We start from the raw sequence: 15,958 nt of genomic DNA, 5'->3' as shown, positions 1-15,958 counted from the left end.
GCGGCTGGCGGCGGCGCGTGTGCGCGACCGGTAACCGGCTGTTGCCCGTTCATCGTCACACGGATTTTCTTGCCCGAGACTCGCGCATCCGACGCGAGCCGGGCGCCGGCCCGCCCGCTTCGCGGCGGTGCCGGCGAGCATTCATACACCGAGCACGACTCGACGGCTCGACCTCGAAGGAGGAGACACATGCAAGCGGATCTGGAAACCCGCGTCGCGCGGAAACTGATGTGGCGCATCATTCCGTTCGTGATGCTGCTTTACTTCGTCAGCTTTCTCGATCGCGTCAACGTCGGCTTTGCCGCGATGACGATGAACAAGGCGATCGGCCTGTCGCCGACCGCGTTCGGGTTCGGCGGCGGCCTGTTCTTCATCGGCTACTTCCTGTTCGAGGTGCCGTCCAACCTGATTCTCCACCGCGTCGGCGCACGCATCTGGATCGCGCGCGTGATGATCACGTGGGGGATCGTGTCGGCCGTGTCCGCCTTCGCGGCCGGGCCGACGAGCTTCTACGTGCTGCGCTTCCTGCTCGGCATGGCCGAAGCCGGATTCTTCCCCGGCATCATCCTGTACCTGAGCCTGTGGTTTCCCGCGAAGCAGCGCGCGGTGGCCGCCGCGTGGTTCATGGCGGCCGCGCCGATCTCGACCGCGATCGGTTCACCGCTGTCGGGCGCGATCATGCAGATGCCGCCGATGTTCGGGCTCGCCGACTGGCAGATGCTGTACGTCATCGAGGCGCTGCCGGCGGTCATGCTCGGCTTCGTCGTGCTCAGGTGCCTGACCGATTCGCCGTCGAAGGCCGCGTGGCTGCACGCGGACGAGCGCGACTGGCTGGTCGCGAAGCTGAAAGCCGAAGCCGATGCGCGCCACACGCATGCCGGGCATACGGCCGGTGCGTGGCAGGCACTGCGCGATCCGCGCGTGCTGGCGCTCGCGCTGATCTACTTCGGCACGTCGGCGGGGCTCTATACGCTCGGCCTGTGGGCGCCGCTGATGGTCAAGCAGTTCGGCTTCACCGCGCTGCAGACGGGCCTGCTCACCGGGATCCCGAGCATCGCCGCCGTCGTCGCGATGATCGCTTGGGCCCGGCATTCGGATCGCAGCGGCGAGCGCACGTGGCACGTCGTGATTCCGTGCGTGCTCGCATGCATCGGCTTCGTGTTCGCGGGGCAGGCGAGCACCGCGCTGCTGACCGTGCTCGCGCTGGTCGTCGTCAACATCGGGATCAGTGCCGCGAAGGCGCCGCTGTGGGCGATGCCGAGCGCGTTCCTGTCCGGTGCCGGCGCGGCGGCCGGCATCGCGATGATCAACTCGATCGGCAATCTCGGCGGGTTCGTCGGACCGTTCGCGATCGGCTGGCTGAAGCATGTGACGGGCGGGTATGCAGCAGGGCTCTATGTGGTGGCGGGCACGCTCGCGGTGTCGGCGGTCGTCACGCTGATGCTGAGCCGCAAGGGTGCAAAGGAAGCTGTCGTGCCGGGCGTGCGGCATCACTCGTAGGCGCGACGCTTGCATCGAACCGCCGGACGGTCGCGCATGACGTGCGCCCGTCCGGCTTCGTGCGTCATGCCGCTCGATCAACTGTGCGTGAGCGTCAGCGCATAGAACTTCACGACGGTGCCGGGCGTCGTCAGCGGCGTGCCGGATACGGCCGTCTGGTCGTAGTCGCCGGCCTTGAAGTAGAAGCTCTCGCCGTCGAAGCTCGAATCCATCGTGAAGGTCTTGGTGGTGCCGTTCGCCGTGACGGTGATCGTCGTCCCGCTCAGGCTCAGCGCGTAGCTGAACTGCTTGCCGACACCGACCGTGGTGATCGGCGTGGTCGTCGACTTGCCGCCCTGGTTGGTGCTTTCGAGCAGCAACTGCACGACGCCGCCCGACGTGAACTGCAGCTCGCACAGCGGTTTGCTCGGGCCGGTGCCCTGGAAGATCTGGCCGATCGTCGTGTGATCGGGCACCTGCGTGACGGCCACCGTCGCATTCAGCCGGTTCGTGCCGGAGGTCGGCCAGATCGCGTTCTCGCGCAGCTCCGTGCGCGGATGCAGCGAGCCGGATGTCGTCCAGCCCTGCGTCGGGTCCATCATCACCATCGATCCGTCGCTGCCGTCCGTGTAGAAATACGTCGGGTTCACGTAGCCGCCCGCGAGCGACGAGCCGCTCACCGTGTCGACCTTGCCGGACGAGCCGGTCGGCAACTGCAGCGTGAACGGCGCAAGGTTGAAGTTGGAGCCGGGCGGGTTCGACGGGCTGAGCGCCATCGCGGTGGCTTGCTGGCGGGCGGCGGCCGGGCTGGCCGGATCGTCGCCACCGCACGCGGACAGGCACGCAACGGACAGAACGGCGACGACGCACGGGATGATCCTGTTCTTCATGGTGTCTCTCTCTGATGGTCCGTGGCTGGGCGCCACGTTGTGGATAACGTTTTCCTAATTTGGCACACGATCATCGAATCGAGATCGGTTGCCCGTAGAAAGCACTCCAAAATACAGAAAGCAGGTGTGGCTCGACGGCGGATAAGGAGATACGGAAAAGCGGGGGAATACTGGAGCTTTCGATCGGCTTTCCAGGTGTCTGGGGCGGCCGGTCGGAAACGATGCTAGCAAGAAGCCTCAGAAGAGTAAACGTTTTCCTGTGTGGGGTGATGTGGCTGCGGGCCGCCGGGTCGTGGCAAGCGCGATGGGTGCGACGACGTGAGGTTTGCGAGCGGGCGTAGTCGCAGGCGTCACGACTCCGTCGCTACGACGTGCTGCGCGATACGCGCGGCACAAGCATCGGGCGTCGCATCGGACGTATCGAGCACCATCTGGCTGAATGGCCGCGACGCATAGCCTTCGCGATACATCTCGGCGATCCGGTTCCGCTCCCAGTCCGTCAGCGCGCGCGAGCCGCGATTCGACGAGGCGACCGCTTCCGGCGGCGCGAGCGTCACGACGAACAACCGCGCACCGCGCGCATCGCAGGCGGCGCGCAGCCGCTCGAATTCCGGTTCGCCGATTGGATAGGCAATGACCAGATGACGCTCACGCGCAGTCGTGATCTGCGTGACGAGACGTTCGAGCGCGATCGCCCACTGCACGTCGAACGGTGCATCTTCGGGCGCATCGTGATCGTCGCCGTCGATGAAGCGCGCGTCGGGCAGCACGCGTGCGAGCGCGAGACCGATCGTCGTCTTGCCGCTGTTGATCGGGCCGTTCAGGTGGATGACGGTGAGAGGTGGTAGGGCGATGAGGGGCATGGGGCGTTGCACGGGGGCTCGTGATTGTCGTAGAGGGGCGGGAAACGGCTTCGATCCGGCGAGATCGATCAAACTGCATTCGCAATATTTCGTTGGCGAATTCGAAATGAAAATTTATTAGGGATATACCGTAAAGAAAGCTGGCATGCGTGCCGTTAGTTTGCCTCGGTAACCCACAAAAGCATTACGGAAGCACTACGTCCGTACAACTACACGACCAGATTAACCGAGGGGCGCGCGGCCAGGGAAGCTGTGGGAGTGATTCGGGGCGCAGGGCGCCAATGCTGATCAAGCGTCAGGGATGATGAACGCTGCCGCTCCTTATGTCGGAGGGGGGCTCGGCGGTGCTGGGTGGGGGGGGCTGTTCGGTCCGGGAATCGCCGCTGGAGTTGTAGCAAATGCCGTCCTTTGTGCAAACGAACTGACTACCCTCGCGGCGGAGGTCTATGCCGGTCTGAACGGTATGCCTGTAGGGACGGGCGCCTCGGTCCTGACAGGTGTATCGTCGCCAGCCGTAAATGCACTGGGATCTGCTGTCAGTGTCGAGGCGCGAGCCGTAGGCGAGGCTCGGTTGCTCATCGCGGAGGGAAGCAAAAATCCTGCAGTCTCGGTAGGGTGACCTGCCGCACCTGGCATTCAAACTCCCCCGTTCAGCAACATTCTTGCGAAGGTGCTGATGTTTCCGGGAGTCAAGATGTCTGCAGATGGCGATACGTTTGTGATTGTCGATCAGGGTAGATTTGTGGATGCGGTTGCTCGCGCGTATGGCAATTCCGGCCGGAAGCTTAATGGCGAGACAGTTCGGCAGATCGAGGGCTATATTTCGAGTCGCGACTCGTTTCCGACCATAGCAGGGATACCTGGCTTGCACACGGAGGTTCAGTCTTTGAACTACATCTACAACGCAGTGCCGAATCAGGCTACGATGAACTTGGCCGATATTAGTATTGCGACCATAAAGCCGAGGCGGAGCAGTGAGGCCGGAACTCTCGCGGCATGTCGGAATCGTAGTGGGATCATTCCACCCAAGGTTAATGTCATTGACGAGAGGCAATAGAGTTGAACCGGGTAAATATCGAGTTGATGAGGCGGAAAGATGGGCGATATTTTCTTTCCGGAAAGGAGTTTTCTGGAATTGCCTTCGAAATTGGGCAAGATCAAAGGGTGCGCGCGATAGAACTGGTGGATGGTGTCGAAGTGGGGCGCTACCGCCCAATTTGCGCGAGCCCTGGTGATGGATTCAATCAGGTTGATCTAACCGGAATGTTGTCTGATTATGAGGTGCCGTTGTACCTGGGGCAGCCATTCACCGGAATCGGATATGAATTCGATGGCGACGCCTGCACGCGGGAAGTCTTTCTGCGGAACGGCATCGTGTATTCAGAGGCTCGCTGGACCGAGGCCGGAGGGATGGTTTATTTTGACGTTCCGAATGATGAATTTGGTGAGGTTTACGAGTGGAATTCGTCTGGCGGGTTGAAGAGTGCAGATATAACGACCAATACCGAGTTTTATGGAGGGATGCGTTTTTCTGAGGACGGGCGGCTCATAATCTTGAGTGCGTGCAACGGCTTTATTGAAGCCATTCCGCGAATAGTAAGGATGGCTCGATTTTTTCCAATTTCTACGGTTCGCGATATCGAGAAGCTCGAGATATCAGATGATCTGAATCTATTTGGGGGAGATGTTGGAGATGATTTCTTCCGATATTTGAGCGAATACGGGATCTTGAGGAATGTTGCAGTGCTTAAATTGACAAATGTTGGCGTGAAATTCTTGAGCTTGACGGATCTTCCGCATTTGGGTGAATTGCACGTCGACGGATTCGAGTTAACGGGAATCAAGCACGGAAGTGGCGAGTACCTTGATCTTGATTCATTTGTCAAGAGAGGCGGCTCCTCTGTTAAGGTTTTTGTGGGCGGGCGTGAGGTAACGTGATTTTAATCGTCGACGTGTCCTACTCCGATGACAGCGCGCTCGCCGCAGGAATAGTGATTGAATCTTGGAAAAGAAACGTAGTGGTCGAGAGACTGACGGCCAAAGTCGATGGTCTGGCGAGCTACATCCCCGGAAAATTCTATTTGCGAGAATTGCCGTGCATCATCGAGTTGCTGAAGCATGTCGAACATCCGCTTGAATGCATCGTCGTCGATGGCTATGTGACGCTTGGTGCTGACGAGTGTCCGGGCCTCGGTATGCGGTTGTGGCAACACCTTGATGGCAAGGTTCCGGTAGTTGGCGTTGCAAAGACAAAATTCCTGGGAACACCAAAAAGCACAGAAATTCTGCGCCGAGGCAGTTCGAGGCCGCTGTTTGTTACTGCTGCCGGGATCGAGTTGGCGTTGGCAAAGAGCAATATTGTGAAAATGGTCGGAGAATTCAGAATTCCGGACCTGATCAAAGCCACTGACAGACTCTCTCGAGATTCGGGCGACTCGTGATGGCGAGGCTTGACAGTGCCGACCTGTTGCACCAAGTGCCGGCATGCATGGCGTCCTCGATGGCGGGCGCGAGCGCGAAGGCAAGCTCGAGATAGGGCTTACCCCATCCTAGATAAATTTTCAAAAGAAAAGTAATGAGTAATTCCAAGCCATTCGACTTCGCATCGTTTGTCTCTGCTAATCAGCACACCAACGTTTCCGGGCTTGACTATGTTCACGTTGCCTACAAGGACCATGGTCTGATCTATGATTTTCTTTTCCACTTTGGAAAATTGTTTTTACCGGATTTCAAGGTCGTGGGCGGGGCGATATTTGTCTCTGAATTGTTCAGTGACGAAGAGTACAAAAGGCTGCTGAGTGACGGAAAGGCTTGTCACGAAATTCAATTCTGGATAAATCTGCTTGAAATAACGGGGATGTTTGATGACATTGATACCGACCAGGCTGCCGAGCTCGCAAAATTGATCGTCGATGGCTGGAATGCGAAACTGCAGAGGGAGTTTGGCGATGTGCCAGTGCCGGCGCGGGTCTTATGTGACGAGGAACTCGGAGAAGTATTTGTAACGATCGGATATCTGGGCCAAAGGGCAGGCAAGTGATTGCCTGCACGTACGGCGGCCGAGAAATTCAGCGACGAGTGTCTGCAAGAACTTGCAGGTTGAACGCCGGCGACCAACAGCGACGTTGCTCGACGACGTGAAGGAAGCCAGCTGGCACTTCACTGAGGAAGGGAGATGGTGCGACACAGCCGGGCGGCAGACCCACCGCCCGGCCTCAATCAACAGCGCGACTTACTTCTCGTCGCCCTTGATCTGCGGCAGCGCCGACGTCTCACCCGGCGTCAGCAGGCCGACTTGCGAATACACGCGCAGCTTGTCGCGCGTATCGGTGATGTCGAGGTTGCGCATCGTCAGCTGGCCGATCCGGTCGCGCGGCGAGAACGTCGATGCAACCTTCTCCATCGACAGGCGTTCCGGCTGGTACGTGAGGTTCGGCGACTTCGTGCTCAGGATCGAGTAGTCGTTGCCGCGGCGCAGTTCGATCTTCACTTCGCCGGTGATCGCGCGCGCGACCCAGCGTTGCGCGGTTTCGCGCAGCATGATCGCCTGCGGGTCGAACCAGCGGCCCTGGTACAGCAGGCGGCCGAGGCGGCGGCCGTTCTCGCGGTACTGCTCGATCGTGTCTTCGTTGTGGATGCCGGTGACGAGACGCTCGTACGCGATGTACAGCAGCGCGAGGCCCGGGGCTTCATAGATGCCGCGGCTCTTCGCCTCGATGATCCGGTTCTCGATCTGGTCGCTCATGCCGAGGCCGTGGCGGCCGCCGATGCGGTTCGCTTCCAGCAGCAGTTCGACCGGGTCGGTGAACTCGACGCCGTTCAGCGCGACCGGCTGGCCGGCTTCGAAGCGCACCGTCACTTCTTCCGCGGCGATCTTCACGTCGTCGCGCCAGAACGCGACGCCCATGATCGGGTTCACGATCTTGATGCCGCTTTCGAGGCTTTCGAGATCCTTCGCTTCGTGCGTCGCGCCGAGCAGGTTCGAATCGGTCGAGTAGGCCTTCTCGGCCGACATCTTGTACGCGAAACCGGCCTGGTTCATGAATTCGGACATTTCGGCACGGCCGCCGAGCTCGTCGATGAACGTCTGGTCGAGCCACGGCTTGTAGATCTTCAGATCCGGGTTCACGAGCAGGCCGTAGCGGTAGAAGCGCTCGATGTCGTTGCCCTTGTACGTGCTGCCGTCACCCCAGATGTTGACGCCGTCTTCCTTCATCGCTGCGACGAGCATCGTGCCCGTCACTGCGCGGCCGATCGGCGTGGTGTTGAAGTACGTGACGCCTGCGGTCGTGATGTGGAACGCGCCGCTTTGCAGCGCAGCGATGCCTTCGGCGACGAGCTGCGCGCGGCAGTCGATCAGGCGGGCGCCGGCTGCGCCGTATTCGATCGCGCGTTTCGGGATCGCGTCGTAATCGTCTTCGTCGGGCTGGCCGAGGTTCGCCGTGTATGCGTACGGGACGGCGCCCTTGAGTTTCATCCAGTGCAGTGCAGCGCTGGTGTCCAGGCCGCCGGAAAAGGCGATACCGACCTTCAGGCCGGTCGGGAGGCTTTCGAGAATCGTGCTCATAGGAATTACCGTGGATTGAAGCCGGTGGGATCGTATTTCGCGGAATATGCGAGTATCGGCTGTCCGGGAGGTTGGGGCAAGGGCTGATTTTCGTGCGGAACCGTCGTCCGGCCTGTCGCGGCGGGCCTGGCGGGCGGTTAACCGGGTGGAGAACGCCACGCAATCCGGTGCGAAATCGCAGTAAAAACAGGCACCGGCGAGCCCGGCCGCGGGCCCTGTTTCCGGGGCCGGATCGGCAGAATGGCGGGGCTTCCGCCATCAGGATGTCAGCGCGCCACTACGAAAGGTAATTGAAAGAAATCTGGGCGAAGCCCGGATGCCCGCGAACGTCAGATGTTCCACGACTGCGCGGTGTCGAGCAGCTTCTCGCGCAACTGGTCGACTTCCCCGGCCAGCTTGGCCGTGATCGACACATAGCCGGACAACTGCGGCGGCGGCGCATCGTGCGGCGGGTCGGCCGGCCGGCGGCGCGGCGAGAGCCGGCTCGGCGTGCCGAATTTGAGCGCGCGGCTCGCGCCGACCAGCGTATCGCGGATGCGCCGGTTCACGGCCTTCATGTCGACGCGCATGTATTCGCGGGCCGCGACGTCGTCGCGGGCCGGCACCGCGCTCGACAGGATCTCCAGATAGCCGATGCACAGGCGCAGGCTGCGCTGGATCGCCTCGAGCTGCGTCATCGACGTCTCGCATTCCTTCGACACCGACGGCATCAGCGAGCGCAACTGCACGAGCAGCGTGCTCAATGCGGCCATTTCCTTCAGGTGCGCGTCGTCGCTGATCTGGCGGTCGCCCGCGAGCCGCGCATGCACGGCCGCGCACGCGCGCAGCGCGTCGGCGAGCTTGTAGCGCCACGAGTAGGTCGCATAGAGCGGCAGCGCGAACGAGAACGCCAGCGCGATCGCGATGCCGGTCAGCACGTTCACCGCGCGCCACAGGCCGTCGACGATCTCGTTGTCGCCGTGCCCGGCGACGATCACCATCGTGATCGCCGACAGCAGCGCGATATAGCCGGCCTTGCCGATCGCGTGATACGCGCAGAAGCCGCACGCGAGCGCCATCAGCAGGTAGATCGCGAGCGGCGCGTGCACGAACGAATACAGCAGGATCAGCCCGAGCCCCGCGAGCGCGCCGATCGACGTGCCGAGCGCGCGCTCGGCCGCTTTCTTGCGGATATTGCCGTGGTGCTGCAGCCCGCCGACGACGATCAGCACGGTGATCGTCGACCACTCGCCGTGCGGCACGTTCAGGCCGGTGGACAGTGCGATCGACACGAGAATCGCGAGCGAGACGCGCGCCGCATGGATCAGCTTCGCGTGCCGGTAGCGGCGATACGGGTCGAGCAGCGGGCGGAGCGCGTTGCGCAGGAGCGGCGGCAGCCGGGTAGGGAGCGGGGTGGTCATGGCGGAGCTGGAGTGGCCGGAACGCGCACGGCGGCCTGCGCGGGCCGGCGCCGCGCCGCATGCGCAGCAGATGTAACGCTAGCCGAACACGGCAGGACTGTCCACGGCGCGGTCATCCGGCCTGGCCGGTTGCCGCGCGACTTGAGGTCACGTCATCGCGATGTCACGCGTCCGCGGTGCTCGACTGCGCCTCCAGCACGCGGTTGCGTCCGCCGGACTTCGCGCGATACAGCGCCTCGTCGGCACGCCGCAGCAGCGTCGCGGCGTTCAGGCGGCCGTCGGCAGCGGTCGCCGTGCCGATGCTCGCCGTGACACACCCGTACGGGCTTTTCACGTGCTCGATGCCGAGCGCCGCGATCGCGCGCCGGATGCCCTCGGCGACGGTCAACGCGCCTTGCGCATCGGTGTCGGGCAGCGTGACGACGAATTCCTCGCCGCCGTAGCGCGCGACGTGATCGCTGTCGCGCCGCAGGCAGCGCGACGCGGTTTGCGCGACGCGTCGCAGCACGTCGTCGCCGGCCGGGTGGCCGTAGTAGTCGTTGAACGCCTTGAAGTGATCGACGTCGACGAACAGCACCGACAGCGGGCGGCCGCTGCGCGATGCGCGCTGCGCCTCCTTCGCGAGTACGGTGTCGAACGTGCCGCGGTTGTCGAGGCCGGTCAGCGCATCGGTGTGTGCGAGCCGGTACAGCTTCGATTCGGCGACCTGCCGGCGCTTCAGTTCGCGCGACAGCGCCAGCGATCCCCACGCGATGAACCCGGTGAACAGGCACATCAGCACGACGGTCCAGATCGCGCGATGGTGCCACGACGCGTAGATGTCGATCTCGGCGGGCGCGACGTCGACGATCAGCGGCAAGTCGGCGAGATGCTTGTAAACATAGACGCGCCGGATGCCGTCGATCGCGCCGGTGCCGGTCAGCACGCCTTCGCGGCTGCGCAGCGCCTCGATGAACAGCGGCGAATCGTGCAGGTCGAGGCCGACCACGCGCGCGTCGTAAGGCAGGCGGCTCACGAGTATGCCGTTGAGCTCGGCGATCGCCGCGCTGCCGTGCTTGCCGACCGCGAGGCCGTCGAGCAGCGCGCGGAAGTAGTCGATGCTGAGCGTGCCGACGACGATGCCGGCGAACGTGCCGTCGGGCCGGTTGATCCGGCGGCTGAGCGCGATCGTCAGGGCGCCGCCGCGCAGCCGGGACGCATACGGCCGGCTGATGAAGAGGCCCTGCGCGAGCCCGTCGCGATGCACGACGAAATAGTCGCGGTCGGCGAAATTGCCTTGCCGGGCGGGCGACGCGCTCGAATCGATCACGATATTGCCGTGCGCGTCCATCACGAAGATCGACCCGAGAAATTCGCCGGTCGCCGCGCGGTCGAACAGCAGCCGGTGGCGCTGGCGAGGCGACAAGGTCATCAGATCCGGATCGGCAATGCCGTCGACGACGTTCTGCAGCGACAAATCGTAGAGTTCGATATTGCGCGCGATATCGCGTTCGATCAGCAACATCAGGTTGCGTGCATTTTCGACCGAGTGGTCATATGCATCGCGATGCGCCTCGATTAAAAGCGACGTGGAAAGCCCCCAGCTGAACATCAGCAGCACGATCCCCGCAACGAGTACGCCGCGGGGCGACAGAATGCGTGCCACGATCGACGCGGTTTGGCGGCGCAGCGTGGCGGGCAGCGTGAATGACTTCATCCTCGATGGGCGGCGGGCGGCGGATTTTCGCGTCGTTGGCGACTCCGTACGCTGTTTATTTTGAATCGGGGCGCATTATCTCGCGAATTCCCGACATTCGCGTGCACATGCAAAACATGCATGTGGATATGGCGATTCGAAACGATTACGCATCATTACCGCTATGTGCGCGGGTGATTTGATTTGAATCAATTGTCGATATCGGTTGTTTTGTCTGAATAATCCCCCGATTACCCGGCGATTATGTACGCCGGCGTTGGTATCTGGCGGATTGCGACAGGACGGCGGTGAAATGCCGGGCGGATCGGAAAGCCGGATAACCACCAGAGGCATGGGGTTTTTACGCCGGCCTGCGGTCACGGCCCGGTTCAACGTGGCCAACCCGTTGATTCTGCGAAATCTCCGCGGTGGCGGCGGGCGGCGGCACCTGAGCTGCCCCCGTGACGAATCAGGTAGAATCCGCGCTTCGCCGCAGGCGCCCGCCGCGCAACGCGTATCGGGGCCGCATCGAATGCATCGCAGGACGCTCACCGCGCTCCGATTCCGCATGCGCCGGCTACGGATGCCGGCCCGCTCAACGTTCGTCTCGTTTATGTCCGCAATTCCGAAATCCGACCCATCCGGTTCGCCAGCGAACCCACCCAAGCTTCATCGCGCGCTGAAGGCGCGCCACCTGACGATGATCGCCATCGGCGGCTCGATCGGCACGGGCCTGTTCGTCGCGTCCGGCGCGTCGATCTCGCAGGCCGGCCCCGGCGGCGCGATGGTCGCGTACATGGCGATCGGCCTGATGGTCTATTTCCTGATGACGAGCCTCGGCGAGATGGCCGCGTTCATGCCCGTGTCGGGCTCGTTCGCGACCTACGGCGCGAAATACGTGGACGAAGGCTTCGGCTTCGCGCTCGGCTGGAACTACTGGTACAACTGGGCCGTGACGATCGCGGTGGAGCTCGTCGCCGCGCAGCTCGTGATGCATTACTGGTTTCCGGACGTGCCGGGCGTGTGGTGGAGCGCGGCGTTCCTCGGCGTGATGTTCCTGCTCAACGCGCTGACCGTGCGCGGCTTTGGTGAAGCCGAATACTGGTTCGCGCTGATCAAGGTCGTCACCGTGGTCGCGTTCATCGGCGTCGGCCTGCTGATGATCTTCGGCATTCTGAAGGGCGCGCCGAGCAACGGCTGGGGCAACCTGACGATCGGCGACGCACCGTTCGCGGGCGGCCTGCCGGCGTTGATGGGCGTCGCGATGATCGCGGGCTTCTCGTTCCAGGGCACCGAGCTGATCGGCGTCGCGGCCGGCGAATCGGAAAACCCGCGCACGACGATCCCGCGCGCGGTGCGCCAGGTGTTCTGGCGGATCCTGCTGTTCTACGTGTTCGCGATCTTCGTGATCGGCGTGCTGATTCCCTATACCGACCCGAACCTGCTGAAGACGGACGTGACCGACATCGGCGTGAGCCCGTTCACGCTCGTGTTCCGCCACGCGGGCCTCGCGTTCGCGGCCGGCGTGATGAACGCGGTGATCCTGACGGCCGTGCTGTCGGCCGGCAACTCGGGCATGTATGCGTCCACGCGGATGCTCTACAACCTCGCGACCGAAGGCCGTGCACCGAAGATCTTCGCGAAGCTGTCGCGCGGCGGCGTGCCGCGCAACGCGCTTTACGCGACGACGGCCGTAGGCGCCTTGTGCTTCTTCACGTCGCTGTACGGCGACAAGACCGTGTACCTGTGGCTGCTGAACACGTCGGGGATGACGGGCTTCATCGCGTGGCTCGGCATCGCGGTCAGCCACTACCGCTTCCGCAAGGGCTACGTGAAGCAGGGCTACTCGCTCGACCAGTTGCCGTACCACTCGAAGTGGTTCCCGTTCGGCCCGCTGTTCGCGTTCGTGCTGTGTCTCGTGATCGCGCTCGGCCAGGACTATCAGGCGTTCCTCGCGAACCGGATCGACTGGGCGGGCGTCGCCGCGACCTATGTCGGCATTCCGCTGTTCCTCGTCGTGTGGCTTGGCTTCCGGTTCCTGAAGAAGAGCCGCTTCGTCCGCTACGAAGACATGGAAATCGCGCCGTGGATCGCCGCGAGCCGCGGCGCGCAGCGGCAGCCGGTGGCGAACCGCGAAACCGCGGGTTGACGCCGGCGCGGCACGTGGCCGCGTGACGTACGACGAAACGGGAAGCCTCGCGCTTCCCGTTTTTTTTGCCCGGCTTTTGCCTGCACGGGGTCAAAGCCGGTTATATTGCCCGACCCTACCGGGCCACGGCCCGGCCGGCGCGAGGCGCGCAGCGCGGATCGGCATCCGGCGCGCGCGACGTGCGGCGGCCGGCGAAATGCCCGGCGTTTTCATCGTTCCATCCGGGCCGATACGGCCCGCGGAGCGCGCAACCCAGAGGAATCCATGAGCGCATCACCCGCCGAGCGGAAGGCCGGACCCGTTTCCATCGTGCGACTCGAAGCCGCGATCAACGCGTGGCGCGAAGTGTACCCGCCGGCTCCGGACGGCGAGGATGGCTACGCGCTCGACGCCGGCAGCAATTGCCTCGCGGAGCTGTACGGCACGATGATCTGCTACAAACTGCCGGACGTGCCGCTCGACTCGCTGAGCGACGCGCAGCGCGACGCGCTCTACGCGACCGAGGTGTGACCGACGGCATTGCGCCGCCGTGCCGCGGCGTCGATGAAACAACGGGAAGCTCGCGGGCTTCCCGTTTTGCTTTGGGCGGCGCGGAGCCTTGCGTGGCGGTTTGCGCCGCCTGCGGTATCGTGATGACATCATCCGGCCAGGGTTGAACGCCGGATCGCTGTCCGGGAGGCATCGAACATGGAGTTGAGACACCTCCGCTACTTCGTCGCGGTAGCCGAAGAGCGGAATTTCACGCGGGCGGCCGAGCGGCTGCATATCGCGCAGCCGCCGCTGAGCCGGCAGATCCAGCAGCTCGAGGAAGCGCTCGGCGTGCCGCTGTTCGAGCGCAACGCGCGGCCGTTGAAGCTGACCGACGCGGGCCGCTTCTTCTACTCGCACGCGGTGCAGCTGCTCGCGCAGACGACCGAGCTCGAATCGATGACGAAGCGGGTCGGCAAGATCGAGCGCAGCATGTCGGTCGGCTTCGTCGGTTCGACGCTGTACGGGATGCTGCCGAAGATCATCCGGCGCTTTCGCAGCGAGTATCCGGCCGTCGAGCTGAGCCTGCACGAGATGTCGACGATGGACCAGATCAAGGCGCTGAAGGAAGGGCGCATCGACGTCGGGTTCGGGCGCATCCGCCACGAGGATCCGAGCGTGCGGCGCGTCGTGCTGCGCGAGGAGCGGATGATCGTCGCGCTGCCGGTCGGCCATGTGCTCGACAGCGCGAAGCCCGTGCTGTCGCTGCACGATCTCGTGAACGATACGCTGATCATCTTTCCGAAGGCGCCGCGCCCGAGCTATGCGGACCAGGTGCTCGCGGCCTTTCACGATCGCGCGTTGCAGCCGCGCAAGATCTACGAGACGCGCGAACTGCAGATCGCGCTCGGCCTCGTCGCGATGGGCGAGGGCGTGTCGGTCGTGCCGCACAGCGTGTACGGGCTGAAGCGCGACGACATCAGCTACAAGCCGCTCGACGATCCGAACCTCGTGTCGCCGATCATCATGAGCATGCGGATGCTCGACGAATCGGAGGACATCCGCGCGATGCAGGCGCTGATCTACCGGCTGTACGACGAGGCGCAGATGGAGTATCTGCCGCCGCAGCCCGAATGAACGCGCGGGCGGTGGGGGCTTGCTTGACGCCGTGTGCGGGCGCGGGCCAACATCGCAGGATCCGACACGGCCGCCGAGGGGCGGCCGCTTTCATGCAGACGACAGACACATGACCGATATCCTGATCGAGGAGACATCCGTCGAGACGCCGCAAGGGCGCCTCTTTGCGAAACGCTGGCGCGGTGGTCCGGCGCAACAGGCGGCGGGTGCGTCGAAACAGTACGCACCGATCGTCCTGCTGCACGATTCGCTAGGCTGCGTCGACCTGTGGCGCGACTTCCCCGCGCAACTCGCGAGCGCCACGCAGCGCGACGTGATCGCCTACGACCGCCTCGGTTTCGGCCGTTCCGATCGTCATCCGGGGGCACTCGGCACGACGTTCGTGCGCGACGAGGCCGATCACGCGTTCGCGGCACTGCTCGAACAACTGGGCGTTGATACGTTCGTCGCGTTCGGGCACAGCGTCGGCGGCGGGATGGCGGTCGGGTGTGCGGCCGCGTATCCGGCGCGTTGTCGCGCGCTCGTGACGATCGCCGCGCAGGCATTCGTCGAGGATCGCACGCTGGCCGGTATCCGCGAAGCGGGGCAGCAGTTCGACGAACCGGACCAGCTCGACCGGCTTGCGCGCTATCACGGCGACAAGGCCGAATGGGTGCTGCGCGCGTGGGTCGACACGTGGCTGTCGCCGGCATTTCGCGACTGGAATCTCGACGACGAATTGCCGCGCGTGCAATGCGCGACGCTCGCGATTCACGGCGAAGACGACGAATACGGGTCCGACGTGCATCCGAAGCGGATCGCCGCGCGCGTCGCGGGGCCGTCGTCGTATCTGTTGCTCGGCCAGTGCGGGCACATGCCGCACCGCGAGCGGACCGACGACGTGCTGGTCGCCGTGACGACGTTCCTGCGCGACGCGCTCGCCTGAGCGCTGCTGCCACCGGCGGGCGGGCGCCCGCCGGCCATCAGAACGCGAGCTGGATCACGAGATCGATCGCAAGCAATGCGATCGAGCAGCCGATCCCGAGGACTACGTTCGGCAGCCGGTGCTCGAAGTCGCGATGATCCTTGCGCATCGCGGCGCCGAGCAGGAAGATCGCCTCGACGACGATCTGCAGCCCGACGAACAGGAGCATCAGCAGATACTCGTAACCCATCTGCTTGAACGCGGCGAATTGCATCCCGTGATCGCGGATCCATTGGCCGACGCGCAGCAGTTCGTACACGAACAGCAGGGCGGGAAACAGGTAGCTGATGAAATAGGTCGGCGCGGTGGCGTGCCGTAGTTCGAGGTGGAAGTGCTGATGCGTGGTGGCCATCACGAATCCCTCCT

The 15,958-nt window shown here is 63.5% G+C and carries 15 protein-coding genes; 9 read left to right on the top strand and 6 right to left on the bottom strand.

The features are described 5' to 3' along the window. Window positions 1-189: 189 nt before the first annotated feature. Window positions 190-1,500 carry an MFS transporter gene (locus tag BCO18175_RS01825; RefSeq protein ID WP_174979092.1) on the top strand — a complete coding sequence of 437 codons (1,311 nt, stop codon included), beginning with the start codon at window positions 190-192 and terminating at the stop codon, window positions 1,498-1,500. Window positions 1,501-1,577: 77 nt separating this feature from the next. Here the strand turns inward: BCO18175_RS01825 and BCO18175_RS01820 are convergent, their stop codons facing one another. Together BCO18175_RS01820 and BCO18175_RS01815 are read right to left on the bottom strand one after the other, a co-directional pair. After that, window positions 1,578-2,369: a polysaccharide lyase family 7 protein gene (locus tag BCO18175_RS01820; protein WP_174979091.1), complete on the bottom strand. Its 792-nt coding sequence runs from the start codon at window positions 2,367-2,369 to the stop codon at window positions 1,578-1,580. A 350-nt stretch (window positions 2,370-2,719) separates the two neighbouring features. Further along, the gene (locus BCO18175_RS01815; RefSeq protein ID WP_174979090.1) at window positions 2,720-3,232 is read right to left on the bottom strand and encodes a shikimate kinase; all 513 of its coding nucleotides are present in this window, start codon (window positions 3,230-3,232) and stop codon (window positions 2,720-2,722) included. 676 nt (window positions 3,233-3,908) lie between these two features. Between BCO18175_RS01815 and BCO18175_RS40935 the strand changes: the two genes are divergently transcribed. The 4 genes from BCO18175_RS40935 to BCO18175_RS01795 all read left to right on the top strand — a co-directional run bounded on the left by BCO18175_RS40935 (window position 3,909) and on the right by BCO18175_RS01795 (window position 6,272). Then, window positions 3,909-4,289 (top strand): hypothetical protein, encoded by a 381-nt coding sequence (locus BCO18175_RS40935; RefSeq protein WP_368040706.1) that lies wholly within the window; start codon window positions 3,909-3,911, stop codon window positions 4,287-4,289. 2 nt (window positions 4,290-4,291) lie between these two features. Then, complete coding sequence (locus BCO18175_RS01805) at window positions 4,292-5,170, top strand: hypothetical protein (RefSeq protein ID WP_174979088.1); 879 nt, start codon at window positions 4,292-4,294, stop codon at window positions 5,168-5,170. Further along, window positions 5,167-5,673 carry an endonuclease V gene (locus BCO18175_RS01800; protein ID WP_174979087.1) on the top strand — a complete coding sequence of 169 codons (507 nt, stop codon included), beginning with the start codon at window positions 5,167-5,169 and terminating at the stop codon, window positions 5,671-5,673. Before BCO18175_RS01805 ends, BCO18175_RS01800 begins: the two co-directional genes overlap by 4 nt. Before the next feature lie 134 nt (window positions 5,674-5,807). Continuing rightward, window positions 5,808-6,272 (top strand): hypothetical protein, encoded by a 465-nt coding sequence (locus BCO18175_RS01795; protein ID WP_174979086.1) that lies wholly within the window; start codon window positions 5,808-5,810, stop codon window positions 6,270-6,272. A gap of 192 nt (window positions 6,273-6,464) precedes the next feature. Here BCO18175_RS01795 and argG read toward each other — a convergent pair whose 3' ends face one another. The 3 genes from argG to BCO18175_RS01780 form a co-directional block, all read right to left on the bottom strand. Beyond that, a complete protein-coding gene (gene argG / locus BCO18175_RS01790; RefSeq protein WP_174916059.1) occupies window positions 6,465-7,799 on the bottom strand; it encodes an argininosuccinate synthase in 1,335 nt (444 codons plus the stop codon). Window positions 7,800-8,128: 329 nt separating this feature from the next. Further along, window positions 8,129-9,199 carry an FUSC family protein gene (locus BCO18175_RS01785; protein ID WP_174979085.1) on the bottom strand — a complete coding sequence of 357 codons (1,071 nt, stop codon included), beginning with the start codon at window positions 9,197-9,199 and terminating at the stop codon, window positions 8,129-8,131. A gap of 163 nt (window positions 9,200-9,362) precedes the next feature. Next, window positions 9,363-10,895 carry a GGDEF domain-containing protein gene (locus tag BCO18175_RS01780; RefSeq protein ID WP_174979084.1) on the bottom strand — a complete coding sequence of 511 codons (1,533 nt, stop codon included), beginning with the start codon at window positions 10,893-10,895 and terminating at the stop codon, window positions 9,363-9,365. A 592-nt stretch (window positions 10,896-11,487) separates the two neighbouring features. Between BCO18175_RS01780 and BCO18175_RS01775 the strand changes: the two genes are divergently transcribed. The 4 genes from BCO18175_RS01775 to BCO18175_RS01760 all read left to right on the top strand — a co-directional run bounded on the left by BCO18175_RS01775 (window position 11,488) and on the right by BCO18175_RS01760 (window position 15,553). Then, the gene (locus BCO18175_RS01775) at window positions 11,488-13,023 is read left to right on the top strand and encodes an amino acid permease (protein WP_174979083.1); all 1,536 of its coding nucleotides are present in this window, start codon (window positions 11,488-11,490) and stop codon (window positions 13,021-13,023) included. 264 nt (window positions 13,024-13,287) lie between these two features. Next, the gene (locus tag BCO18175_RS01770) at window positions 13,288-13,533 is read left to right on the top strand and encodes a DUF3717 domain-containing protein (RefSeq protein WP_089497522.1); all 246 of its coding nucleotides are present in this window, start codon (window positions 13,288-13,290) and stop codon (window positions 13,531-13,533) included. Between the two features lie 177 nt (window positions 13,534-13,710). After that, entirely contained in the window at window positions 13,711-14,628 is a 918-nt protein-coding gene (locus BCO18175_RS01765) for a LysR family transcriptional regulator (RefSeq protein ID WP_021157347.1), read from the top strand. 109 nt (window positions 14,629-14,737) lie between these two features. Next, a complete protein-coding gene (locus tag BCO18175_RS01760; RefSeq protein WP_174979082.1) occupies window positions 14,738-15,553 on the top strand; it encodes an alpha/beta fold hydrolase in 816 nt (271 codons plus the stop codon). Between the two features lie 37 nt (window positions 15,554-15,590). On the opposite strand, the gene BCO18175_RS01755 is transcribed toward BCO18175_RS01760, so the two are convergent. Continuing rightward, entirely contained in the window at window positions 15,591-15,944 is a 354-nt protein-coding gene (locus BCO18175_RS01755) for a hypothetical protein (RefSeq protein ID WP_174916054.1), read from the bottom strand. Window positions 15,945-15,958 lie beyond the last annotated feature (14 nt).

It is taken from the genome of Burkholderia lata, from assembly GCF_902499335.1.
GTDB classification, from domain to species: Bacteria; Pseudomonadota; Gammaproteobacteria; order Burkholderiales; family Burkholderiaceae; genus Burkholderia; species Burkholderia lata_B.
This window is presented reverse-complemented; position numbering and strand designations above follow the sequence as displayed.